The sequence below is a fragment of the Albidovulum sediminis genome (assembly GCF_025380365.1).
Taxonomy (GTDB): Bacteria; Pseudomonadota; Alphaproteobacteria; order Rhodobacterales; family Rhodobacteraceae; genus Albidovulum; species Albidovulum sediminis.
Genome location: NZ_JAOCQF010000003.1, coordinates 339,038 through 363,743, shown reverse-complemented (window position 1 = coordinate 363,743; position 24,706 = coordinate 339,038). Strand labels below are relative to the sequence as shown.

Annotated in this window: 22 protein-coding genes and 1 pseudogene; 17 read left to right on the top strand and 6 right to left on the bottom strand. The window is 65.3% G+C overall.

The features are described 5' to 3' along the window. Nucleotides 1-30 precede the first annotated feature (30 nt). From N5I32_RS16705 to N5I32_RS16675, 7 genes and pseudogenes are all read left to right on the top strand, one after another. Entirely contained in the window at nt 31-966 is a 936-nt protein-coding gene (locus tag N5I32_RS16705) for a tripartite tricarboxylate transporter substrate-binding protein (RefSeq protein WP_261497049.1), read from the top strand. Nucleotides 967-1,117: 151 nt separating this feature from the next. Then, nucleotides 1,118-1,657 (top strand): tripartite tricarboxylate transporter TctB family protein, encoded by a 540-nt coding sequence (locus N5I32_RS16700; RefSeq protein ID WP_261497048.1) that lies wholly within the window; start codon nt 1,118-1,120, stop codon nt 1,655-1,657. Between the two features lie 7 nt (nt 1,658-1,664). Further along, nucleotides 1,665-3,164, top strand: a pseudogene (locus tag N5I32_RS16695) (tripartite tricarboxylate transporter permease). Then, nucleotides 3,157-4,434 (top strand): aspartate aminotransferase family protein, encoded by a 1,278-nt coding sequence (locus N5I32_RS16690; RefSeq protein WP_261497047.1) that lies wholly within the window; start codon nt 3,157-3,159, stop codon nt 4,432-4,434. Before N5I32_RS16695 ends, N5I32_RS16690 begins: the two are co-directional and overlap by 8 nt. Then, entirely contained in the window at nt 4,431-5,396 is a 966-nt protein-coding gene (locus N5I32_RS16685) for a phosphotransferase enzyme family protein (protein WP_261497046.1), read from the top strand. Before N5I32_RS16690 ends, N5I32_RS16685 begins: the two co-directional genes overlap by 4 nt. Further along, complete coding sequence (locus N5I32_RS16680) at nt 5,393-6,637, top strand: Tm-1-like ATP-binding domain-containing protein (RefSeq protein WP_261497045.1); 1,245 nt, start codon at nt 5,393-5,395, stop codon at nt 6,635-6,637. Before N5I32_RS16685 ends, N5I32_RS16680 begins: the two co-directional genes overlap by 4 nt. Then, nucleotides 6,634-7,425 (top strand): SDR family NAD(P)-dependent oxidoreductase, encoded by a 792-nt coding sequence (locus N5I32_RS16675; RefSeq protein WP_261497044.1) that lies wholly within the window; start codon nt 6,634-6,636, stop codon nt 7,423-7,425. Before N5I32_RS16680 ends, N5I32_RS16675 begins: the two co-directional genes overlap by 4 nt. Nucleotides 7,426-7,447: 22 nt before the next feature. Here the strand turns inward: N5I32_RS16675 and N5I32_RS16670 are convergent, their stop codons facing one another. The 6 genes from N5I32_RS16670 to chvE all read right to left on the bottom strand — a co-directional run bounded on the left by N5I32_RS16670 (nt 7,448) and on the right by chvE (nt 14,903). Beyond that, nucleotides 7,448-8,359 (bottom strand): Gfo/Idh/MocA family protein, encoded by a 912-nt coding sequence (locus N5I32_RS16670; protein ID WP_261497043.1) that lies wholly within the window; start codon nt 8,357-8,359, stop codon nt 7,448-7,450. Next, nucleotides 8,359-10,104, bottom strand: coding sequence for an L-arabinonate dehydratase (gene araD / locus N5I32_RS16665; RefSeq protein ID WP_261497042.1), 1,746 nt, complete (start codon nt 10,102-10,104; stop codon nt 8,359-8,361). Before araD ends, N5I32_RS16670 begins: the two co-directional genes overlap by 1 nt. 10 nt (nt 10,105-10,114) lie before the next feature. Then, nucleotides 10,115-11,083, bottom strand: coding sequence for an AraD1 family protein (gene araD1, locus N5I32_RS16660; RefSeq protein ID WP_261497041.1), 969 nt, complete (start codon nt 11,081-11,083; stop codon nt 10,115-10,117). A gap of 8 nt (nt 11,084-11,091) precedes the next feature. Further along, nucleotides 11,092-12,264, bottom strand: a complete 1,173-nt coding sequence (gene mmsB / locus N5I32_RS16655; protein WP_261497040.1) for a multiple monosaccharide ABC transporter permease — start codon at nt 12,262-12,264, stop codon at nt 11,092-11,094. Further along, nucleotides 12,265-13,794 carry a multiple monosaccharide ABC transporter ATP-binding protein gene (gene mmsA, locus N5I32_RS16650; RefSeq protein WP_261497039.1) on the bottom strand — a complete coding sequence of 510 codons (1,530 nt, stop codon included), beginning with the start codon at nt 13,792-13,794 and terminating at the stop codon, nt 12,265-12,267. It abuts the gene before it with no gap. 62 nt (nt 13,795-13,856) lie between these two features. After that, on the bottom strand, nt 13,857-14,903 hold the full coding sequence (gene chvE, locus N5I32_RS16645; RefSeq protein ID WP_439648220.1) for a multiple monosaccharide ABC transporter substrate-binding protein: 1,047 nt from the start codon (nt 14,901-14,903) through the stop codon (nt 13,857-13,859). Nucleotides 14,904-15,066: 163 nt separating this feature from the next. Here chvE and N5I32_RS16640 point away from each other — a divergent pair, with 163 nt between their 5' ends. From N5I32_RS16640 to N5I32_RS16595, 10 genes are all read left to right on the top strand, one after another. Then, nucleotides 15,067-15,999 carry a LysR family transcriptional regulator gene (locus tag N5I32_RS16640; RefSeq protein WP_261497037.1) on the top strand — a complete coding sequence of 311 codons (933 nt, stop codon included), beginning with the start codon at nt 15,067-15,069 and terminating at the stop codon, nt 15,997-15,999. 161 nt (nt 16,000-16,160) lie between these two features. Beyond that, nucleotides 16,161-17,312: a M24 family metallopeptidase gene (locus tag N5I32_RS16635; protein WP_261497036.1), complete on the top strand. Its 1,152-nt coding sequence runs from the start codon at nt 16,161-16,163 to the stop codon at nt 17,310-17,312. 151 nt (nt 17,313-17,463) lie between these two features. After that, entirely contained in the window at nt 17,464-18,129 is a 666-nt protein-coding gene (locus N5I32_RS16630; protein ID WP_261497035.1) for a helix-turn-helix domain-containing protein, read from the top strand. 40 nt (nt 18,130-18,169) lie between these two features. Then, on the top strand, nt 18,170-19,762 hold the full coding sequence (locus tag N5I32_RS16625; protein ID WP_261497034.1) for an ABC transporter substrate-binding protein: 1,593 nt from the start codon (nt 18,170-18,172) through the stop codon (nt 19,760-19,762). 70 nt (nt 19,763-19,832) lie between these two features. Continuing rightward, complete coding sequence (locus N5I32_RS16620; RefSeq protein ID WP_261497033.1) at nt 19,833-20,840, top strand: ABC transporter permease subunit; 1,008 nt, start codon at nt 19,833-19,835, stop codon at nt 20,838-20,840. After that, nucleotides 20,837-21,754 (top strand): ABC transporter permease subunit, encoded by a 918-nt coding sequence (locus N5I32_RS16615; protein ID WP_261497032.1) that lies wholly within the window; start codon nt 20,837-20,839, stop codon nt 21,752-21,754. Before N5I32_RS16620 ends, N5I32_RS16615 begins: the two co-directional genes overlap by 4 nt. A gap of 4 nt (nt 21,755-21,758) precedes the next feature. After that, nucleotides 21,759-22,598, top strand: coding sequence for an ABC transporter ATP-binding protein (locus N5I32_RS16610; RefSeq protein WP_261497031.1), 840 nt, complete (start codon nt 21,759-21,761; stop codon nt 22,596-22,598). Next, nucleotides 22,595-23,446 carry an ATP-binding cassette domain-containing protein gene (locus N5I32_RS16605; protein WP_261497030.1) on the top strand — a complete coding sequence of 284 codons (852 nt, stop codon included), beginning with the start codon at nt 22,595-22,597 and terminating at the stop codon, nt 23,444-23,446. Before N5I32_RS16610 ends, N5I32_RS16605 begins: the two co-directional genes overlap by 4 nt. Before the next feature lie 211 nt (nt 23,447-23,657). Further along, on the top strand, nt 23,658-24,257 hold the full coding sequence (locus N5I32_RS16600) for an RNA polymerase sigma factor (protein WP_261497029.1): 600 nt from the start codon (nt 23,658-23,660) through the stop codon (nt 24,255-24,257). Between the two features lie 105 nt (nt 24,258-24,362). Next, nucleotides 24,363-24,614 carry an anti-sigma factor family protein gene (locus tag N5I32_RS16595; protein ID WP_261497028.1) on the top strand — a complete coding sequence of 84 codons (252 nt, stop codon included), beginning with the start codon at nt 24,363-24,365 and terminating at the stop codon, nt 24,612-24,614. Nucleotides 24,615-24,706: the final 92 nt, after the last annotated feature.

Sequence of the window (24,706 nt, the reverse complement as noted above, 5' to 3'; positions counted from 1 at the left end):
TGATAATAATAAACCGCAGAGAGGTCGTCAATGCCTAACCCGAATCTCGCCATGCTTGCCGTGATCGCGGCCAGTCTCGCCTGCCCCGCAGCGGCAGAATATCCCGACCGCCCCGTCAGCTTCGTCGTGCCCTTCCCTCCGGGTGATCTCGAAGATGTGCTGACCCGCATGATCGCCGAGGACTTCCAGGCGAAGTACGGGGTCGCGGCGGCCGTCGTCAACAAACCCTCGGAAGGCGGCCCCTTCCCGGGTGCCGCCGAAGTCGCCGCAGCCGCGCCGGATGGCTACACCGTCGGCTCGTTCGTCGTCGACATTCCGGTTGTCGGCCCCGATGTCGGCGTGCCCGGACTGAACCCGAACCCGTTCGAGCCGCTGGGCATCTTCCTGACCTATCCCTTCGTGATCGCCGCCTCGGCCGACAAGCCATTCTCGACCATGGCCGAGCTTGCCGAATACTCGCAGTCCGAGCCGCAGCTTCTGGGGCACTTCGGTGCCTTCCTGCTGCCCACCCAGGCAAGCTTTGCGGCGGCCAAGGAGCTGGGCTTCGAATGGGGTGGCGAGGCATCGTCGGGCGCGCTTGACTGCAACTCTCTGGCCTCGGGCGACTTCGACGTCATCAACACCACGATCCAGCAGCTTCTGCCCTGTCTCGACAGCGTGAAGATCCTTGCGACCGTCACCGAAGCCCCGATTTCTGTGGTTCCGGATGCGCCGACGTTGGCGTCTGTGACCCCGAACCTGAACATCTCGCTCTGGAACGGTCTGTTTGTCCACAAGGACACCCCCGCCGACGTGCGCGAGAAGATCATCGCTTCGGCCAAGGAGACCATGGCCTCAGCCCGCGCGCAGGAGCTTGCGGCGCAGACGGGGGCGATCGTCTACTGGATGGACGCCGATGCCGCCGCCGCCCGCATCGCCTCGGATATCGAGGTGTCGGGCCGCATCGCGACAATGTTGGCGGAGTAAGCCCTAAGCCCGATCGGGCCCCCGGCGGTCAGCGCCACGGGGGCCTGTGAACAATACCGGGAGGGCCAGGCCCCTTCCCTGACCTTCCCGCGGCCCGCGCCGTTCCGGGCTGGGCCGGATCCTGCACCTGCCAGACTTGGAGGTTGGCCAGATGAGCCAGCAAGCAGACGATCATCCGCATGTCTTCCCAGAAGGGCGGAAGCCGGGCGAGATCCTGTTCGTGACCATCACCATGACGATCGCGCTGATCCTTCTTGCCGCCGTTCCCTGGCAGACGACATGGCTGCCGGGCAAGGGGCTGGCGGCGCAGCCCCGCTTCTGGCCGACATTGTCGCTGGTTGGGGTCGTCCTGTTCGGCCTGATGAACGCCCTGTCCCGCGTCCGCGTTGCCCGCACGCCGGGCCGCTGGCAAGAGGCGGCATTGTGGCTCCGGTCGCTGGAGTTCATCGGCTGGTACATGCTTTACGTGATGGCGATCCCGGTGATCGGCTATCTCGCCGCCACGCTCTCCTTCTGTGCGGGCCTTGCCTTGCGGGCGGGGTATCGCGGCAGAACCCTCTGGATCGCGGCAGGTTTCGGTCTGTTCGTCGTCCTGTTCTTCAAGACCGGGATGAACGTGAAGATCCCGTCGGGATCGGTCTACGAGATCGCGCCCGAGCCGTTTCGCTACATCCTGATGCGCTATTTCTGAGGGTCATATGGATACCTTTCTTGCCAGCATCGAACTGCTTGCGCGTTGGGACGTGATCGCCGCCCTGGTGATCGGCTCCATCGGCGGCGTTCTCGTGGGCGCGATGCCCGGCGTGGGCGCGGCGGTCGCCATTGCGATCGCGCTGCCGGTGACCTTCTCGCTGGAGCCGATCGTCGGCCTGACCCTTCTTCTGGGCATCTACGGGTCGTCGATGTTCGGCGGCGCCATTCCGGCCATCCTCGTCAACACGCCCGGGACGCCGGTCAACGCGCTGACCACCTATGATGGCTATCCGATGACCAAGCGGGGCTAGTCGCGGCGGGCGCTGAGCCTGGCCTATTCCGCGTCCTTCTACGGCGCGGTCCTGTCCATCGGGGCGCTGATCCTGCTGGCCCCGGTCCTTGCGAAGGTCGCGCCGATGTTTGGCGCCCGGGAGATTTTCCTGGCGGCGCTGCTGGGGATCGTGCTGGTCATCGTGACCCATCGCGGACAGGTCCTGCCGGCCGCCATCCTGGCCTGTCTGGGAATATTCCTGGCCACCATCGGCATCGAATCCACCGCCTATACGCAGCGCTTCACCTTCGGCCTGCCTTGGCTGCAATCGGGCGTCGACCTGATTGTCGTGGTCCTGGGCCTGTTCGCGATCAGCCAGGCACTGGTTTTGCTGATGAGCGAGGACAAGCCCATCGACCTGCCCGAGGTCGCGAAGATCGGCTTCTTTTCCCAGATGCGGGAGTTGTGGGTCTACCGGCGGATTGCCACGGTCGCATCGTCGTTCGGCGTGATCTGCGGGATGATCCCAGGCGTGGGGGAGTTCATGTCGCAGTTCATGTCCTATTCCTACGCACAACGAACATCAAAAACGCCCGAGTTGTTCGGCAAGGGGAACCCCGAGGGCATCGTCGCCTCGGAGGCGGCGAACAACTCGGTGCCGGCAGCGGCGATGATCCCGCTTCTGGCGCTGGGCATTCCAGGCGAGGAGCTGACCGCGATGATGCTGGCGGTGTTCTATGTCCACAACGTCATCCCCGGCCCCCGCCTGTTCGCCGAACAGATGGACTTCATCTACGCGCTTTACCTCAACCTCTTCCTGCTGAACGTGATCGTGGTCGCTTTCCTCTTCTTCGCGACACGGACGCTGATGAAGGTGATGCTGATCCCCAATCGGTTCCTCGGGATGATGATCCTCACCTTCAGCCTGATCGGCGTCTACACGCTGCGCAACTCTCTGACCGATGTGGCCATCGCCTCTGCCTTCGGCGTCTTCGGCTTCATCCTGAAACGGCTGGACCTGCCAACCTCCCCGATCATCCTCGGCATCGTCCTGGGCAAGCTGATGGAAGACCGTCTGCGCACCGCCATGGCACGGGTGCGCGAGCCCTGGGACTTCATCGACCGCCCGATCGCCTTCATCCTGTTCGCGATGATCCTCTTCGCCCTTGCAGGGCAGGTCTGGTCCGTGATGAAGGCGCGGGCCGCAAAGCGGGCAGAGAACGCCGATGGCTGACCTGATCGCGAGGCGCAGGGCGCTTCTGGGGCCGAACGTCTCCACCTTCTACGACGATCCGGTCCACATCGTGCGGGGCGAAGATGTCTGGATGTGGGATGCCGAAGGGCGCCGGTACCTGGACTGCTACAACAACGTGCCGCATGTCGGCCACTGCAACCCCCGCGTGGTGCAGGCGATCTGCCGTCAGGCGGCGACCCTGAACACCCATACGCGCTATCTGCACGAAGGTATCCTCGACTATGTCGAGCGTCTGACGGCGACTTATGACGATCCGCTGAAAACCGCGATCCTGACCTGCACCGGGTCCGAGGCGAACGACATCGCGCTCCGCATGGCCGAGGCGATGACGGGCAAGCGCGGGATCATCGCGACGGACGCCACCTATCACGGCAACACCACGCTGGTCAGCCACCTCTCGAAAAGCAACGTGCCCGAGGTGGGCTTTGGCCTGGGCCAATATGTGCGCCATGTCGAGGCGCCGGACAGCTACCGCATCCCCGACCCCGACGGCCAGAGGTTCGCGGCCAAGGTGCAGGCGTCGATCGACGATCTGGACCGCGACGGCATCGGCTTCGCCGCGCTCATCGTCTGCCCCCTGTTCCTGAACGAAGGCTTCCCCGCGCAGGCCGAAGGCTGGCTGCGCCCGGCGGCGGAGGCGGTGCGCCGTGCGGGTGGCTTGTTGATCTGCGACGAGGTTCAGGCGGGTTTCGGCCGTTGCGGCAGCCATTTCTGGGGGCATCAGAAGCAGGGCGTGGTCCCCGATATCGTGACCATGGGAAAGCCGATGGGCAACGGCCATCCGGTCGCCGGGCTGGTGACGCGGCCGGAGATCATGGCGCGGTTCCGCGGGTCCTTCCGCTATTTCAACACCTTCGGCGGCAACCCGGTCAGCTGTGCCGCCGCAACGGCCGTGCTGGAGGAGTTGCAGGAAAAGGACCTTCAGGCCAATGCCGCGCGGATCGGCCGGCTGGCGCAAGAGCGGCTGAGCGATCTCGCGCTCAGGTACGAGGTGATCGGTGATGTCCGGCAGTCGGGCATGGTCTTCGGCGCTGAATTCGTTCTGGACCGCGACAGCAAGGCACCCGCCGCCGCCTACGCGGATCGGGCGGTCAACAGGATGCGGCAGCGCGGGATCATCCTGTCGAAGCTGGGACGCCACAAGAACACGCTGAAGATCCGCCCGCCGATGCCCTTCGGCGAGGACCACCTCGACCTGTTGATGACCACGCTGGATGCGGTTCTGGCAGAAACGCCGGTGACGGCATGACCGATCCGGTCAGGGAAGCCCTGGCACTTTGGGGTCTGGAGGGAGCCGAATGCAGCTTTGTGGCGGGGCGCGAGAACCGGGTTTACCGGGTGCGGTCCGCGACCGGCGACCTTGCGCTCAGGATCAAGCGACCCGGCTACCGGCAAGAGGATGAACTGGTCTCCGAACTCGTCTGGCTGGAGGCGATGGACAGGGCCGGGCTGCATGTTCCGCGCCCCGTTACCGCGCGCTCCGGCCGGTTGTTGGAGCGGCTTGGCGGCAACTTTGTCGATGTCTTGGGCTGGCTCCCGGGCAAGCCGATGGGCAAAAGCCGCACGCCCCTGTCGGTCGCCGACAGAACCGGGGTCTTCCATGTGCTGGGGGCGGAAATGGCCCGGCTGCACGCCGCTTGCGATGCGTGGCGGCAGCCCCCCGGCTTTCGGCGCTGCCGATGGGACATCGACGGCCTTCTTGGCGATGCGCCGCTATGGAGTCGGTTCTGGGACAACCCCACGCTCGACCCGGCGACGCGTGACCTGTTCCTGCGGTTTCGGCAGGTGGCGCGCGATCGGCTGGGCGATCCGCGCACTTCGCTGGACTTCGGCCTGATCCACGCCGATCTTGTCCGCGAGAACGTGCTGCTGGATGGTCCGGTCATCCGGATGATCGACTTCGACGACGGCGGCTTCGGCTATCGCCTGTTCGACATGGCCACGGTCCTGCTGAAGTCGATGGCGGAGCCTGACTATCCCACGCTGAAGGCATGCCTGATCGACGGCTATCTCGGCCGGCGCGCGCTTGATCTTTCGCTCCTTGACCTGTTCATCGCCATCAGGGCGCTGACCTATGTCGGCTGGATCGTGCCGCGCATGGCAGAGGACGGCGGAGCCGAAAGGAACGCGCGCTTCGTGGCCGAGGCACGGGAACTTTGCGCGACCTGCCTGCGCGACAGCGGGGTTCACCAGGGGGAAGGGGAAAGATGACGAAAACCATTCTGGTCATCGGCACGTTCGACACCAAGGCGGATGAGTTGGCCTATCTGATCGGCCGGATCAAGTCTCAGGGCGGCCAGGTTCTGGCGATGGATGTCAGCGTTCTGGGCGAGGCCAGGATGCCGGTCGAAGTCAGCAAGCATGACGTTGCCGGGGCGGTCGGCGAAACCATCGAAGGGCTGATCGCGCTGGGCGAGGAGGGCGAAGCCTTCGCCAGGATGAGCGCGGGCGCGGCACTCCTGACCCGGCGGCTTCACGATGCGGGCCGCTTCGACGGCATGATCGCGCTGGGCGGCACCATGGGCACCGACCTTGCGCTCGACTGCGCGCAAGCCCTGCCCATCGGGGTGCCGAAGTACATCGTCTCGACCGTCGCCGGATCCCCCCTGATCGCGGCGGAACGGATGGCGGCGGATGTGCAGTTCATCCTTTGGGCGGGCGGTCTTTACGGCTTGAACCCGCTCTGCAAATCCTCGCTCAGTCAGGCGGCGGGGGCGGTTCTGGGGGCGGCGGAAGCGGTCGAGCCGCCAAGCTTCGACCGCCCGATGATCGGGATGACCTCGCTCGGGTCGTCTTGCCTGAAATACATGAAGCGGCTGCACCCGGAACTGACGCGGCGCGGCTATGACATCGCCGTGTTCCACACCACCGGCATGGGCGGCATGGCCTTCGAACGGTTGGCGGCGGACGGGCTTTTCGCCTGCGTGATGGATTTCTCGCTGCAGGAACTGGTCAACATGTTGAACGGCTCGCTGGTCAGCGCCGGGGCCGACCGACTGACCGGCGCGGGCCGCAGCGGCACGCCGCAACTGGTGGCGCCCGGCGCGGCCGATATCCTCGATCTCGCCGGCTGGCAGTCGATCCCCGCGCGGTTCCAGGATCGCCCCTTCCACGAACACAACCGCCTGATCAAGAGCGTCGGCTTCAACGCCGAGGAACGCCGCGCCATGGCCCGCGCCATGGCCGACCGTCTGGCCACGGCAAAGGGCCCAACGCACTTCTTCCTGCCGAAGGGCGGAATCGAGGAATGGGACCGGCCCGGCGAGGCGGCACACGACCCCGAGGGTCTGGCGGCCTTCTCCGATGAGGCGGAACGCGCCATGACCGGCCGGATAGGGATGACCGCCCTCGACTGCCATATCAACGATGCCGCGTTCTGCGACGCCGTGTTGGCAAAGCTTGATGAATGGGTCGCGGCGGGGCTCGTCGCGCCCGGCAGGGGGCCAGCATGAGCGGCAGGTTCGCAGGCAAGGTCGCGCTGGTCACGGGCGGCGGCACCGGGATCGGGGCCGCAGTCGCCCGGCGGCTTTCACGGGAGGGCGCCCGGGTGGTCGTGATGGGCCGCAGGCAGGCGCCGCTGGAGGACGTCGCCGGACCGATCGGTGCCGCGGCATGTGTCGGGGACTGCGCCGATCCGGTACAGGCGGGTGCGGCGGTGGCGATGGCGGTCGACCGCTTCGGCGGGCTGGATGTGGTGGTGGCGAATGCCGGCGGCCACGGCTTTGCCACGCTTGCCGAGACGACCGACGACGACTGGGCGGCCGCGTGCCGGGCCAATCTCGATACGGCCGTGATCCTTCTTCGTGCGGCCATGCCCGAACTGGTCCGCCGCAAGGGGGCGATTGCGGTGACGGCCTCGATTGCCAGCCTGGCCGCGCCCGCGGGCGCCTTCGGCTATACCGTCGCCAAGCATGCCCAGATCGGCCTTGTCCGTTCTGTCGCCCGCGATTTCGGGCGTCAGGGCGTGCGCTGCAACGCCGTCTGCCCGGGCTGGGTCACGACCGAGATGGCCGATGCCGAGATGGACGAGTTGCGGACGCGGATGAACCTTGCCTCGCGCGAGGAGGCCTATGCGCTGGTGACGCGCGACGTGCCGCTTGGCCGTCCCGCGCATCCCGATGAGGTCGCGGCAGCGATTGCCTTCCTGTGCTCGTCAGAGGCGTCGATGATCACGGGGGCGATCCTGACGATAGACGGCGGATCGACGATCGTCGACGTGCCGACCCTGGCCTTCGGCTGAGGCGCGGGCTGCCGCCCGACCCTCAGAAGTGGAACGCGTCTGTGATCTCGCGCCGGCCCAGCATCAACGCATCGGAAACGTGGACCATGGGCGACAGGTCGACATCCGAACTGCGTGTTCGCACCAGTTCGGCCATTCGGGCGTAAAGCGCCGGATATTCGCCCATGATCGTGCTTTGGCCCGCAACGACGCGGCCATCGATCTCCAGCACGTTGCCGCCGGTTCGAAGCGCCAGGGTGCCCTCGGTCGTCTCCACGGTGATGTCCCAGGTCTGCGGGCCCTCCTGCCGCCAGTCGAAATCGGCCGTGATCTGCCCCGAGAACTCCAGCTGCGCAGCGATCGGCGTCTGTCGGTTGGAGGGAAACTCCAGCCGCGCCTGCCTGAGATGGACGGGGCGGGGAAGGATTTCCGTCAGGATCGAGAGCGCGTTGATGCCCGGATCGAAAACCCCCATCCCGCCCGGCTCGAACACCCAGTCCTGGCCGGGATGCCACTTCCGCACGTCCTCGTGCCAGGTGATGTGGCCGCGGGCAATCGTCTTGTCGGCCAGCCACGCCTTGGCGGGCGCGACGGCATGGGCCATCCGGCTGTGCCAGGTCGCGTAGAGCGACAGGCCGCGGTCACGCGCCAGCGCTTCGAGCTCATGCACCTCCGCAAGCGTCGCGCCGGGGGGTTTTTCCAGCATGACATGCCGCCCCGCCAGAAGTGCTGCCCGGGCATAGTCAAACCGCGGCAGCGGCGGCATGCAGAGCGAGACGACCGGCACATCCGGCCGTTCCTTCAGGAACCGGTCAAGGTCGTCGAAGGCCGGCACGCCCGCGACCGACCCCTTGCGGGATACGGTGGCGGCCAGTTCCCAGTCCGGTGATGAGTGGATCGCGGGGACGTGCTGATCCTGCGCGATCTTGCCGATGCCGATCAGGGCAACCTTCATCAGTGGGAATCCTTGCCCACGGGCGCGCCCCGGCCGCCCTTGAGGAACGACAGGTCCGCCCCGGTATCGGCCCCCTCGACATGGGTCTGGTGCAGCCAGAGATAACCGCTCTCCGCGACCTCGTGGGTGGGCGTCCAGGCGGCCAGGCGTGCGGTCAGCTCTTCTTCCGCGATGTCGAGGTGCAGGCGGCGGTTCGGCACGTCCAGTTCGATCATGTCGCCGTCGCGCACCACTGCCAGCGGACCACCGGCCGCCGCTTCGGGCGAGGTGTGCAGGCAGACCGTGCCGTAGGCCGTGCCCGACATGCGGGCGTCACTGATGCGCACCATGTCGGTGATGCCCTTGCGCAGCACCTTGGGCGGCAGGCCCATGTTGCCCACCTCGGCCATGCCGGGATAGCCCTTGGGGCCGCAGTTCTTCAGCACCATGACGCAGGTTTCGTCGATATCGAGCCCCTCGTCATTGATCCTGGCCTTGTAGTCGTCAATGTCTTCGAAGACCACCGCGCGGCCGCGATGCACCATCAGGTGCGGCGAGGCGGCCGAGGGTTTCAGCACCGCGCCCTTCGGTGCGAGGTTGCCCTTGAGCACGACGACGCCGCCCGACTGGGTCAGGGCCTTGTCGGCGGGCAGGATCACGTCGGGGTTGTGGTTGACCACGTCCTTGACCTGTTCCCAGGCGGTCTGGCCCGAGACGGTCAGCGCGTCCCTGTGCAGCAGCCCCGCCTCGCCCAGCCGCTTGATGACGACGGGCAGGCCACCGGCATAGAAGAACTCCTCCATCAGGTACTTGCCCGAAGGCATCAGGTTGACGATGGTCGGCACGTCGCGGCCGCAGCGGTCCCAGTCGTCCAAGGTCAGGTCGATGCCGACGCGGCCCGCGATTGCCAGCAGGTGGATCACCGCGTTGGTCGATCCGCCGATGGCGGCATTGGTGCGGATCGCATTCTCGAACGCATCCCTGGTCAACACGTCCGAAGGCTTCAGGTCGTCCTTGACCATCTGCACGATCCGCCGCCCGGACAGCTGAGCCATGACGCGGCGGCGGCTGTCCACGGCCGGAATCGCCGCATTGCCGGAAAGCGCCATGCCAAGCGCCTCGGCCATCGAGGCCATCGTGCTTGCCGTGCCCATCGTGTTGCACGACCCTGCCGAGCGGCTCATCGACGCCTCAGCCTCGGCGAATTCCTCGGGCGTCATCTCTCCGGCCTTCACCGCCTCGGAGAACTTCCACAGATGCGTGCCCGAACCCACGCGCTCGTTCCTGTAATACCCGTTCAGCATCGGCCCGCCGGTCACGATGATCGACGGCAGGTCGGTCGAGGCCGCGGCCATCAGGAGCGATGGCGTGGTCTTGTCGCACCCCACCAGAAGGACGCACCCATCCATCGGCTGGCCGCGCATCTGCTCCTCGACCGCCATGGCGGCAAGGTTGCGGAACATCATTGCGGTCGGGCGGAACGCGCTTTCGCTGGTGGAGAAGACCGGAACCTCCACCGGGAAGCCGCCCGCCTCGTAGACGCCGCGCTTGACGAAATCAGCCAGCACGTTCAGGTGCGCGTTGCAGGGCGTGAGTTCCGACCAGGTGTTGAGGATGCCGATCACCGGGCGACCATCGAACAGGTCGTGGGGGAAGCCCTGGTTCTTCATCCAGCCGCGATGATAGATCTGGTCGCGGCCGCTGCCGCCGAACCATTCCTGAGAGCGGAGCCTGCGAGGCCAGGGGGCGGGTACAAAACGGGTCATTCCTGGATCCTCAGAGCGGAAGTATGCGAACGGGGCCTGCTTCCCTGGCGGCGAAGGCAAGCGGGTTGCGGAGCGGCTGGCCGAATGCGGGCGCCGAGATCTCGAAGATGTCGCCGGCCTCGGTCCTGATCCCGTCGGCGAACGACAGGGTCGCGGTGCCGAAGAAATGCACATGCAGGTCGCCGGGCTGACGGAAGATCGGGTACTTGAAGTGGTGGTGTTCCAGATTGGCGATCGTGTGGGACATGTTCGCCTCTCCGCTGAGGAAGGGCTTTTCCCAGATCGTCCGGTTGCCACGCAGGACGCGCGAGGTTCCCTGGACATGCGCGGGCAGATCCCCGATCAGGATCTCGGGCCCGAACGAGGCCGCGCGCAGCTTGGAATGCGCAAGCCAGAGATAGTTCACCCGTTCCGTCACATGGTCGGAAAACTCGTTGCCGAGCGCCCAGCCGATCCGGCATGGCGTGCCGTCCGGACCGATCAGATAGATCCCGGCGATCTCCGGTTCCTCGCCGCCGTCCTCGGCGAAACCGGGCGCTTCGAGCGGTTCCCCCGACGCCCGCGCGGAATGACCGTTGCCCTTGTAGAACCATTCCGGCTGCGCGCCGACCTCGCCCTGCGCCGGTTTCCCCCCCTCGAGCCCCATGCGGAACATCTTCATGCTGTCGGTCAGCGTTTCGGCCGCTTCCAGCTTGGCGTGCATCGCATCGCGGGCAGAGGCGGAGCCGAGATGGGTCAGCCCCGTCCCGGTCAGGTGCAGGTGCGCCGGGTCTGGGTGGCTGACCGGCAGGTCGAAGACGGCACGGGTCAGGTCCACGGTGTCGCCCAGCCCGCGCCGGGCGACTTCGGCCGCGATGCCGTGCCCGGCGCGAGTTGCGGCCAGGGCGAGTTCGTAGGCCGATCCGGTGTTTCGCACCGCGCGCGCCTCGGCCCCTTCGCGGAAGACGACGCCAACATCCCTGACGGTGGAAAGATGCATGGTCCGCCTCACTTGGTCTTGTTGTAGACGTCGAAGATCACCGCGGCGAGCAACACCAGCCCCTTGATCATCTGCTGATAATCGATGCCGATCCCGAGGATGGACATGCCCATGTTCATCACGCCCATGATCAGCGCGCCGATCACGACGCCGATGATCTTGCCCGATCCCCCGGCCATTGATGCCCCGCCGATGAAGACGGCAGCGATGGCGTCCAGCTCGAACCCGGTCCCGGCTTTGGGGGTGGCCGAATTCAGTCGCGCGGTCACCATCATGCCCGCCAGCGCCGCCAGCATCCCCATGTTGACGAAGCAGAAGAAGACCAGCCGCTCGGTCCGGATGCCCGAAAGCTTCGCCGCCTTCTCGTTGCCGCCGACGGCATAGATGCGGCGGCCCTGCACGGTGTTTTCTGTGAAGAAGGCGTAAAGAACGGTCAGCACCGCCAGAACCAGAAGAACGTTCGGCAACCCCCGGAACGAGGCAAGCTGATAGCCCACGAAGGCCGTTGCGGCGGCGATGATCAGGGTGCGGCCCCAGAACAGGCCCGCCGGTTCCGGGGTGATCCCGAACTCCACGTCCCGCCGGCGGGAGCGCAGGCCGATCCAGACCACCACGCCGATGGCCAGGGTGGCGATGATCAGGGTCAGCCCGTGCGGCTTCGTGATCCCGGTCAGGTCGGGAATGAAGCCGGAGGACATCGCCTGGAACTCCTTCGGGAAGGGGCCGATGTTCTGCCCGCCCAGCAGCAGGAGCGTGGCGCCCCGGAACACCATCATCCCCGCAAGCGTCACGATGAAGGACGGGATCCGCCAGAACGCGACCCAGTAGCCCTGCGCCGCACCGATGAGGCCGCCGACGACGAGCGTCAAGGGAATGACCGCGTAGACCGAAAGCTTCAGATCGACCGTCAGCCAGGCCGCCACGGCGCCGGTGAAGGCCGCTACCGATCCGACCGAAAGGTCGATGTGACCGGACACGATGACCAGGAGCATCCCCAGCGCGAGGATGATGACATGGCCGTTCTGAAGGAAGATGTTGGTGATGTTCGGTGCCTGCAGGAACATCGGCTTGCCCTGAGCCGATACCAGGATCGAGAACAGGACGACGATGGCGACCAGCGCCAGAAGCATTCCGTTTTCGCGCAGGTGACCGCCAAGCGAGTTGCGTTCTTGAGTCGACATTCAAGCCACCTTCCCGGCATCTTTCACGATCAGCGCCATGATCCCTTCCTGACTTGCCTCTTCCCGTGTCAATTCGCCCACGATGCGCCCCTCGTTCATCACGTAGATCCGGTTGCACATGCCAAGCAGTTCCGGCATCTCGGACGAGATCATGAGGATCCCGCGGCCCTGGCCGGCAAGGTCCTTCATGATCGTGTAGATCTCGAACTTCGCGCCGACGTCGATGCCGCGCGTGGGTTCGTCGAGGATCAGCAGCTCCGGGTCGGTAAAGAGCCATTTCGACAGCACGACCTTCTGCTGGTTGCCGCCGGAAAGGTTGACCACCTTCTGCTGGATGGCAGGGGTGCGGATCGCCAGTTGCTTGCGATAGGTCTCGGCCACCTGCGCCTCGCGCCGCTTGTCGAGGACCCAGCGCCGCGCAACGGCCGACAGGTTGGCAAGGCTCACGTTGCGAACGATCGGTTCGTCCAGGATCAGACCAAGCGCCTTGCGATCCTCGGTGACATAGGAAATGCCGGCCTGGATCGCCTTTGGCACGGTCGAGACATCCACCGGCTTGCCGTGCATCCGGACCGTGCCGGTATGCCCCTTGCCGAAGCTGCGGCCGAAGATCGACATCGCAAGCTCGGTGCGGCCCGTGCCCATGAGCCCCGCGATACCGACAATCTCGCCCCTGCGCACATTCAGGGAAACCTGCCGGATCGTCTGGCGACCCGCCTGTTCGGGGTGCCAGCAGGACCAGTCGTCCACCTCGAACAGCATCTCTCCGGGGTTGAAGGAGCGTTCCGGATAAAGGTGCGCCATGTCCCTGCCGACCATGTCGCGGATGATGCGATCCTCGGAGATCTGCGCCTTGGTCAGCGTCGACACGGCAGCCCCGTCGCGAATGACGGTGATCCGGTCGGCCACGCGGGAAATCTCGTTCAGCTTGTGACTGATGATGATCTGCGTGACGCCCTGCGCCTTAAGTTCCAGCATCAGCCGCAGCAGGCGGTCCGCGTCGGCTTCCTGCAGGGCGGCGGTCGGTTCGTCGAGGATCAGCAGGCGCACGTTCTTCGACAGCGCCTTGGCGATTTCTATGAGTTGCTGCTTGCCGACGCCCAGCTTCCCGACGACCGCGCTCGGCGGCTCGTTCAGCCCGACCCGGCGCAGGAGTTCCTCGGTCTTCTTGAAGGCACTCGGCCACGAGATCACCCCGCGTGAGGATACCTCGTTGCCCATGAACAGGTTCTCGGCGATCGACAGGAGCGGGATCAGCGCAAGTTCCTGATGGATGATGATGATGCCCTTCTCCTCGCTGTCGCGGATGCCGCGATTGCGCAGGGGCGATCCGTCATACAGGATCTCGCCATCGAAGCTTCCGTGGGGGTAGACCCCGGAAAGAACCTTCATCAGGGTCGACTTGCCGGCGCCATTCTCGCCGCAAATGGCATGGATCTCGCCCGACTCGACCGTCAGGCTCACCCGGTCGAGCGCCTTGACGCCCGGGAAGACCATCGAGATCTCCCGCATTTCCAGAAGTGTCGACATGCGCCTTCCCCCGAGGGTGCCCGCCCGCGCAACCCCGGCGCGGGCAGGCATCTCCGGCCAGCTTACTGCAGCTGGTCCGCGGTGTAGTAGCCCGAACCGACGAGCACTTCCTCGTAGTTCGACAGGTTCACCGAGACCGGCTCAAGCAGGTAGGACGGCACGACCTTGACGCCGTTGTCGTAGGTCGACGTGTCGTTGATCTCCGGCTCGCCGCCGCCCAGGACGGCATCGACCATCTTCACGGTGACTTTCGCCAGTTCGCGGGTGTCCTTGAAGATCGTCGAATACTGCTCTCCCGCGATCATCGACTTGACGCTCGGGATCTCCGCGTCCTGGCCGGTGACGATCGGCATCGGCAGGTCGCCGGAGCCGTAGCCGACACCCTTGACCGACGACAGGATTCCGATCGACAGGCCGTCATAGGGCGAGAGCGCGCCATGCAGTTGCTTGTCGCCGTAGTTCGACGACAGGAGGTTGTCCATCCGGGCCTGCGCCACGGCGCCGTCCCAGCGCAGCGTGCCGACCACGTCCATGCCCATCTGGCCGGAGGGAATGGCGATGTCCCCGGCATCGATCATCGGCTGCAGGACCGACATCGCGCCGTTGTAGAAGAAGAAGGCGTTGTTGTCGTCGGGCGAGCCGCCGAAAAGCTCGACGTTCCACGGCTTCACGTCCGGGAAGCGTTCCTTCAGGCCCGCGACCAGGCTTTCGGCCTGCTGGACGCCGACCTTGAAGTTGTCGAAGGTGGCGTAATAGTCGACCGAGCCGCTGTCGCGGATCAGGCGGTCATAGGCGATGACCTTGATCCCTTGGGCGGCGGCGTTGTCCAGCGCGTTCGAGAGCGTGGTGCCATCGATGGCCGCGATCACCAGCGCCTTCACGCCCGAGGTGATCATGTTCTCGATCTGGGCAAGCTGGGTCGGAATGTCGTCCTCTGCATATTGCAGGTCGGCGGCATAGCCCGCCTCGGTGAACGCCTGGACCATCGACTCGCCGTCGGAGATCCAGCGCGACGAGGATTTGGTCGGCATGGCGATGCCGATGGCACCCTTGTCCTGCGCAAGGGCAGGAAGTGCAGAAAGGGCAGCAGTTGTGCCGGCAAGGGCCATGAGGCCGCGGCGGGTCAAGATCATCTGTTTCCTCCCGATGACGTGCAGTTCGTATCCGCCTTGAACGGGCATCCTGGTCCCTGCCCGCGGACGAGGCGCAGGTTGCGCAAAAGTCATATATCTGTCAAATGACACTTGCGGAGATATTCATAACGGAATGGTCATGAATCTAAGCGCCACCAACGTCGCCGGCCAGCTCCGGCAGCTCAAACCCATGCAATTGCGGCTGTTGGCCGAGATTGCCCAGGCGGGCGCCCTTGGCCTTGCGGCGGCACGCATAGGCATCGCCCAGCCGGTCGCCTCCCGTCTTCTGGCGGAAATGGAGACCATGCTGGGGCTGCGCCTGCATGAGCGGCAGGGGCGTGGTCTTCGCCTGACCCAGGTAGGCGAGGCCCTGGCGCGGCGCGCCATGCGGATCCAGATCGAACTGCTCGACGGTGCGCGCGAAGTGGTCGAGGCCGCGACGGGGCGGGCGGGCGTCGTCCGGGTCGGCGCGGTGACGGGGCCGGCCCTCAGCCTTGTCCTGCCGGCGCTGAGGGAGCTTCTGGGCACGAACCCGGAGATCCATGCCGAGGTGACGGTCACGACCTCTGTCGCACTTTGCGAACTGCTGCGCGAAGGGCGACTGGACTTCGCGCTGGCGCGTCCCGGTGCGGCCGACCGCGAGTTGGAGGCGCGGCTGATCGCCGGAGAGCCGCTGTCGCTGGTCGTGCGCCGGGATCACCCGCTGCTGCTGCAACCCAGGATCGACGAGGCGGACGTGATGCGCTTTGACTGGGTGATGGGAGACGACGAAACCCTGCTGACCCAGACAGTTCGCGCACGGCTGAACGAACTCCGCCTGCCGATGCCGAGACGGCGCATTTCGACGTCCTCGTTCCTGTTCACGCTGGCGCTGATCAACCAGACGGACGCCATCGCCCCGCTGGCGACGCCGGTGGTCGAAAGCTTTTCGGGCAATCCCTCGGTTCCCTTCGTATCGCTTCCGATCGACCTCGGGCTGACGGTCGCGGCCTTTAGCCTGGTGACGCGAACCGGGTCGCGCCTGACCCCGTCGGCCCAGAGGCTGGTCGAGGAAATCCTTGCGCGCACCTGAGCGAAGGTGCGGGAAATGCGCCGCGCACCGGAATCGCCGGCATGCTTCCCGGGTCGAGTTGCGAAATCTGGTGGCGAGTGCGAAACACCAGGGGCACGGCGCAAACAGCCGATGAAGAACGGGCAGCGCCCTTGGGTGCATCAGATCAGGAATGGCAGCGGATGACAGACTTCGACAGCGCCTTGCGAAACCTTGAGGCGGTCAGCGCCGCAGCAGTCCCGACCGCGGAGCATGGCGAAAGGCTCATCGGCCTGGCCGGCGGCATGCGCCGCGCCGGCATCGATGCTGTCTGGCTCGATGCCACATCTTCGCTGACATACTACACCGGGCTGTCACTTCACCCCTCCGAACGCCTGCACGGCGCGCTGGTGCTGAATGACGGATCACTTGTCTACATCACGCCGAACTTCGAGCGACCCAAGCTGGAACGAATGCAGCGCCTGCCGGGCAAGATTCTGGTGTGGGAGGAGCACGAAGACCCGTTCGCGCCGATCGCGGCAGAGGTGTCCGGGCGCATCGCGCTGGACCCGGAAACCCCCTTCCGCTCCGCCGCCCGCATCGGCGATCTGCCTGCCGTCTCGCTGACCGGCGCCGGGGCGATGATCGCCGCGCAGCGCCGGATCAAGTCCGCCGCCGAACTTGCGATCGTGCAGACGGCGATGGATGCCAGTTACCGTGTGCAGAAGGCGGTCCATGCCGGGTTGCGCGAGGGCATGATGGCCAGCGAGGTTGCCGATTTCATCGCCGCCGCGCACCTCACGATGGGCATGCAGCACGTTTTTGCCGCGGTTCAGTTCGGCGAGGCGACGGCCTATCCGCATGGTGTTCCAGAGGATCAGCGGCTGGCGGATGGCGACATGGTGCTGGTGGACCTGGGCGCAAGGCTTCACGGCTACCATTCGGACATCACCCGGACCTATGTGTTCGGCACGCCGACCGACCGCCAGCGATTCCTGTGGGAATGCGAAAGCCGTGCGCAGATGGCGGCGTTCGCTGCCGCCCGGCCGGGTGCCAGTTGCGAGTCGGTGGATCAGGCCGCCCGGGACGTGCTGGAGAATGCCGGTTTCGGGCCCGGTTATCGTGTTCCGGGCCTGCCGCATCGCACCGGGCACGGGCTTGGCCTCGACATCCATGAGGCGCCCTGGATCGTGAAGGGCGATACGACGCCGCTGGCGCCGGGAATGTGCTTTTCGATCGAGCCGATGCTGTGCGTCTACGGCGAATGCGGCGTTCGTCTTGAGGATATCGTCTACATGACCGATGCCGGGCCGAACTGGTTCTGCCCGCCCGCCACGCGCCCGGACGCGCCCTGAGGCCCGCCGTTCGACAGCCCTTCCCGGCTTTGCGGGGGACCCCTCAAAGCCTAGTAAAATGATTCTTGCAAAACAAAAAAAGTTGTTGCGTGTGTGAACGACATGCACTTTGTTGACGGCGCGACGCGCGGGACGAACAGAAGGGGGGGTGATGTCGAAGAAGCGATCGAGCATCCCTGCCGCTCTGGGCCAGCGCGTCCGCAAGCGGCGCCAGTTGATGTCGATGACCTTGCAGGAACTCAGCAACACATGCGGCGTTTCGGTCAGCTATCTCAGCCAGGTCGAGCGCGGCAATGCCGTGCCCACGCTGGGAACGTTGGCCGAGATTGCCGCCGCGCTGGATGTGAGCATCGACCATTTCATCGCAACGCCGAAGCAGGTCGACAGCGTCACCCGCGCCGGGTTGCGTCATCGCTTCTCGGTCGCGGGAAACTCGGTCATCTACGAACAGATCGGCGCCGACTTTCCGGGGCACGAACTGACTTCCTTCGTTCTCGATGTGCCGCCGCACTACACGTCGGAAACCGTCCAGCACTCCGGCGAGGAAATCATCTTCGTGCTGGAGGGGGAGATCCTGCAGAAGGTGGATGACCAGGGGTTTCTGCTGCGCGCGGGCGACAGCATGCACTATCTGGGGCAGCACCCGCACTCCTATTCCAACCCGGGCGATCGGCCGGCACGGCTGCTCTGGACCGGAAAGATGCTGCACCCCGCCACGCCCTCGGCCTACACCCCTCGCGAGAGGAGCGCCGACACGGGACGGGACGGGACGGCGCCACAGGCAGCCGACAACACATCGGAACTTCCCGCCGGATGATTGGCGGCCAGACACAAGACCTCAACAAGGAGAGAGAACAATGAAGACCTTACTCGCCATGACCTCGGCACTTGCCATGATGGCGGCCGCGGCAGAGGCCAAGACCTTCGTCTACTGCTCTGAAGCCTCGCCCGAGGGTTTCGATCCTGCGCCTTACACCGCGGGCGGAACTTTCGACGCCTCGGCGCACCCGATCTTCAACCGGCTGACCGAGTTCAAGAAGGGCACGACCGAGGTCGAGCCGGGGCTTGCCGAAAGCTGGGACGTCTCGGCCGACGGGACCGAGTATACCTTCCACCTGCGCAAGGGCGTGAAGTGGCAGTCCAACGAAAAGTTCACGCCGACGCGCGACTTCAACGCCGATGACGTGATCTTCTCCTACGACCGTCAGGGCAAGGCCGATCACCCGTGGCACCAGTACATCCCAGGGATCACCTACGAATACTACACCTCGATGGACATGCCGAACCTGATCAAGTCGATCGAGAAGATCGACGACTACACGGTCAAGTTCACGCTGAGCCAGCCCGAGGCGCCGTTCCTTGCCAACATCGCGATGCCCTTCGCCTCGATCGTGTCGAAGGAATATGCCGACACGCTGGCGGCCGCGGGCACGATGGAAGACATGAACAACATGCCGATCGGGACCGGCCCGTTCAAGTTTGTGGCGTACCAAAAGGATGCGGTGATCCGCTACGCGAAGAACCCGGACTACTGGGGAACGCCCGCCATCATCGACGACCTGGTCTTCGCCATCACGCCGGATGCAGCCGTGCGCCTGCAGAAGCTGAAGGCAGGCGAATGCCACCTGATGCCCTATCCGGCACCCGCCGACATCGAGGCGATCCGGGCCGATGCAAACCTGAAGCTGGACGAGCAGGCCGGCCTGAACGTGGGTTACCTCGCCTACAACACGACCGTCGCGCCCTTCGACAATCCGAAGGTCCGCAAGGCGCTGAACATGGCGATCAACAAGCAGGCCATCGTGGACGCTGTGTTCCAGGGAGCCGCGGCCCCTGCGAAGAACCCGATCCCGCCGACCATGTGGTCCTACAACGACGCGATCCAGGACGATCCCTACGACCCCGAAGCCGCCAAGGCCATGCTGGCCGAGGCTGGGGTCACCGATCTGTCCATGAAGATCTGGGCGATGCCGGTGCAGCGTCCCTACATGCCCAACGCCCGCCGCACGGCGGAACTGATGCAGGAAGACCTCTCGAAAGTCGGTGTCACCGCCGAGATCGTGTCCTACGAATGGGGTGAATACCTGCAGAAATCGATGGAAGCGGGCCGTGACGGCGCCGTCATCCTGGGCTGGACCGGCGACAACGGCGACCCCGACAACTTCCTGTCGGTGCTGCTGTCCTGCGATTCCGCAGGCGAGGGCGGGGCGAACCGCGCCTTCTGGTGCAACGAGGATTTCTCGAAGCTCCTGAAGGACGCAAAGATCACCGCAGACCCGGCGGAGCGCACTGCGCTTTATGAGCAGGCACAGGTGATCTTCAAGGATCAGGCGCCCTGGTTCACCATCGCGCACTCCACCCAGTATGTGCCGATGTCGAACAAGGTGTCGGGCTTCGTGATGAGCCCGCTGGGTGACTTCACCTTCGAGACAGTGGACATCGCCGAGTAATCGGCTCAGATCGAGCGGAAACTGCGCGCGGGGGCAACGGCCCCCGCGCGTTCTTCAAGGAAGATGGCGCATGGTCCGGTTCATCCTATCCAAGCTTCTCTACCTGGTTCCGACGTTTCTCGGGATCACCATCATCGCCTTCAGCTTCGTCCGCATCCTGCCCGGCGATCCGGTGCTGTTGATGGCAGGCGAACGCGGCGTCACGCCGGAGCGTCACGCCGAACTGTCGGCGCAGCTTGGCTATGACAAGCCGGTGGTGCTGCAATACTTCGACTTCCTCGGCCGGCTGATGCACGGAGACTTCGGCAATTCGCTGGTCACCAAGAAACCGGTTCTGAGCGAGTTTCTGACGCTCTTCCCGGCAACGGTCGAACTGGGCCTGTGCGCCATCATCATCGCCACGCTGATCGGCGTGCCGGTGGGCGTCATGGCCGCGATCCGGCGCGGAAGCTGGTTCGACCAGATCTCGATGACCGTGGCGCTGGTCGGCTTTTCCATGCCGATCTTCTGGTGGGGCCTGCTGCTGATCATCCTGTTTTCCGGCATCCTCGGCTGGACGCCTGTGTCGGGGCGGATCAACCTTCTCTATTTCTTCCCCAACGTAACCGGCTTCATGCTGATCGACAGCGTCCTTTCGGGTCAGAAGGGGGCCTTTGCTTCGGCGCTGAGCCACCTGATCCTGCCCTCGATCGTTCTGGCAACCATTCCGCTTGCCGTGATCGCGCGGCAGACCCGGTCGGCGATGCTCGAGGTGATGAGCGAAGATTACGTGCGCACCGCGCGCGCCAAGGGCATGCCACCCTTCCGCGTGATCGGGATCCACGCCCTGCGCAATGCGATGATCCCGGTCGTCACCACCATCGGGTTGCAGATCGGCGTGCTGATGGCCGGCGCCATCCTGACCGAAACCATCTTTTCCTGGCCCGGGATCGGCAAATGGATGATCGATTCCATCTCGCGCCGGGACTATCCGGTCGTGCAGTCCGGCCTGCTGCTGATCGCGGCGCTGGTCATGATCGTGAACCTGCTGGTCGACCTTACCTACGGCCTCATCAACCCGAGGATCCGCGTCAAATGACCGATACCCCCCAATCCGCCGCCACGGTCAGACTGTCGGACGCCGCCATCTTTCGCCGCATGCTGGCCGAGTTCTGGTTCTACTTCAGCCAGAACCGCGGCGCGGTCGTCGGGCTGGCGGTTTTCGCGCTTCTGGTCGTGGTTGCGGTTTTCGCCCCGCTTCTCGCCCCGCACGATCCGACAGTGCAGTACCGCGAGGCGCTGCTGCTTCCACCGGTCTGGCAGGAGGGCGGCAGCACAAGCTACCTGCTAGGCACCGACGCGGTGGGCCGCGACATCCTTTCGCGGCTGATCTTCGGGGCGCAATACTCGCTCTTCATCGGTGTCGTCGTCGTGTCGATCGCGCTGGTCGGCGGCATCGTCATCGGCCTTCTGGCCGGGTTCTTCGGCGGCTGGGTCGACAGTGTGATCATGCGCGTGATGGACGTGATCCTGGCCTTCCCCTCGCTTCTGCTGGCGCTGGTTCTGGTCGCCGTCCTTGGGCCCGGCCTGACAAACGCGATGATCGCCATCGCCATCGTCTACCAGCCCCATTTCGCACGCCTCACCCGGGCTGCGGTGATGTCGGAGATGAAGCGGGAATATGTCACCGCAGCGCGCGTCGCCGGGGCGGGCAACCTCAGGCTGATGTTCAGGACCATCCTGCCCAACTGCCTTGCACCGTTGATCGTACAAGCCACGCTGTCGTTTTCCTCCGCCGTTCTGGACTCTGCCGCGCTCGGCTTTCTCGGCATGGGCGCGCAGCCGCCGGCGCCGGAATGGGGCACCATGCTGGCCGAAGCGCGCGAGTTCATCCTGCGCGCCTGGTGGGTCGTCACCTTCCCGGGACTTGCCATCCTGATCTCGGTGCTGGCGATCAACGTGATGGGCGACGGGCTGCGCGATGCGCTTGATCCCAAGCTGAAGCGGAGCTGACAACATGGCGCTTCTGAACATCCGCAACCTGACCGTGCGGTTCGCCACCGCCACCGGCAGCTTCACCGCCGTCGACGGGATCGACGTTCAGGTGGACCGGGGCGATGTCCTGGCCATCGTGGGCGAAAGCGGTTCCGGCAAATCGGTGTCGATGCTGGCGGTCATGGGCCTTCTGCCGGACTCGGCCACCATCACCGCCGACGAGATGACCTATGACGGGCACGACATGCTCAACCTGTCGAAGGCGCAGCGTCGTCAGCTGATCGGGCGCGAGATCACCATGATCTTTCAGGAGCCCATCGCCTCCCTGAACCCGTCCTTCACGGTGGGTTTCCAGATCGAGGAGGTGTTGCGGCTGAACCTTGGCCTGTCCCGCCGCGCGGCGCGCGACAAGGCGCTGGACCTGTTCCGCGATGTGGGAATCCCGGAACCGGAGGTGAAGATCAACGCCTATCCGCACCAGATGTCGGGCGGACAATGCCAGAGGGTCATGATCGCCATGGCCATCGCCTCGAACCCGCGCCTTCTGATCGCGGACGAGCCGACGACCGCGCTCGACGTGACGATCCAGAAGCAGATCCTCGATCTTCTGATGAAGCTTCAGGAAGATCATGGCATGGCGCTGATCCTGATCACCCATGACATGGGCGTGGTGGCCGAAACCGCCGACCGGGTGGTGGTGCAGTACAAGGGCAAGAAGATGGAGGAGGCCGACGTGCTCAGCCTTTTCGAGGCGCCGCAGCACCCCTATACGCGTGCCCTGCTGTCGGCCCTGCCCGAGAATGCAACGGGTGACCGGTTGTCCACGGTATCGGACTTCTTCGAGAGTGAGGGTGTGCGATGACGCAGGCAGTTCCCGTCGTCGAGGGCCGGGCGATCGTTCAGGACTATCAGGTTCCCGGAAGCCTCTTCACCGGCGCCAAGTCGGTTCGTGCGCTGAACGGGATCGACTTCAGGGTCGAAAAGGGCAAGACGCTTGCCATCGTGGGCGAAAGCGGATCGGGCAAGTCGACGCTGGCGCGGATCATCGCGCTGATCGACGCGCCCACCGGAGGGGAGTTGCGCATCGAAGGCGACGTCGTCGACATTCGCAAGCGCCGCCCCGGGCCCGACCTGCGGTCCCGGGTGCAGATGGTGTTCCAGAACCCCTATGGCAGCCTCAATCCCCGCCAGAAGGTGGGCGATGTGCTGATGGAGCCTCTGGTCATCAACACCAGCGTGGCCGCGGCCGAGCGGCGCGACCGGGCCGAGGCGATGCTGAAAAGGGTCGGCCTGCAGCCGGAGCATTTCAACCGCTATCCCCACATGTTTTCCGGCGGGCAGCGGCAGCGGATCGCGATTGCGCGGGCCTTGATGCTGAACCCCTCGCTTCTGGTGCTGGACGAACCCGTTTCCGCGCTCGACCTGTCGGTGCAGGCGCAGGTGCTGAACCTTCTGGCCGACCTTCAGGACGAGTTCCACCTGACCTATGTGTTCGTGAGCCATGACCTTTCGGTCGTGCGCTACATCGCGGACGAGGTGATGGTGATCTCGAAGGGCGTGGCCGTGGAGCAAGGCAGCCGAGAGGCCGTGTTCGCCAATCCGCAGCACCCCTATACCCGGTCGCTGTTCGCGGCGACCCCGGTGACCGATGTGGCTGCGATCCGCGTCCGGATCGAGCGCCGCACCGCGGCGAGGGCGGCGGCGCGCTGATCCCGGAGGCCGGGGCCGGTCACGCCGACGCCGCCGGTGTGTCGGCCGGTTTCCCGATCCGCGCAGGCCGGCAGAGGCAAGCGCCCGATCGTGGCCACCGGCGGGGCCGGCGCACTCACATTCGATCACGAAGCATTGTTTTGCCTGACACGTAACTGGACTTGCGGGGCGCGCGCTCTGCATGGTGCGTCCAAGGATGCTCAGGTGCGGTATGCGAACGGATTTTCCCGACGAAGGCCAACTGGTTGCCTCGCTTGTCGCGGGTGACCGAAAGGCGTTCGAAATGCTGTACCGCCGGCTGAACGCGCCGATGGTCCGCATGTGCATGGGGCTGATCCGCAACCGCGCCACCGCCGAGGAGGTCGTTCAGGATACCTGGGTTGCGGTGCTGAGGAGCATCGGCGGGTTCGAGGGCAGATCGTCGCTGTCCGGCTGGATCTTCGCCATCCTCGTCAACAAGGCGCGCACGCGTGCGCAGCGTGACGGGCGCACCATCAGCTTCGACGGCGATGGCGACGACGATTCGTTGAGCGCAGCCTTCGACGGGCGCGGCCGGTGGAAGAACATGCCGGACCTCTGGGACGAGATGACGGCGGAACGGATCATCGCCGGGCGCAGCGTGATGGAACATGTCAACGCCGCGATCGACGCCTTGCCCGCCGCGCAGCGATCGGTCCTGATCCTGCGCAGTCAGCAGGGGATGGAGGCGACCGAGGTCGCAAGGGTGCTGGAGATCAGCGAAGGCAACGTCCGGGTCCTGCTTCACCGCGCCCGGCTGGCAGTGCGCAAGGCGCTGGACGCCCTGGCCTGATCCTTCGCGGTCGGTGCCACGGGCGCATTAATCCGGTCATCCCTGTAACGAAGGCGGTTCTCGCGCGTCCTTACCCTGCAAGGCTGTAAGGAAGGACGCCGCCGGATGATGAGTTGCAAGGAAGTTGCCGAAAAGGCCAACGCCATGGTCGACGGCGAAGTGAGCGCATGGGAAGCCATGCAGCTGAAGGTTCACCTTGCAATGTGCAAGGGCTGCGGACGGTTTGTCGACCAGATACGCACGACAGACGAATTGACGGCCGCTGCCGCATTGGACGACATGATGTCCGAGGCCGACGATGGCCGCATCAACGCCATTCTTGCCGAGTTGAACCAAGCCAGGCATCAGGGCGGCTGAGGCCGCAGCGGAAGGAACCCCGGAAATGCCGAACCTGGCGTCCGGCGCCGTCGCGGGTCTCGCCGCGACTGTCAAGGCGTCCGCGCAACGCG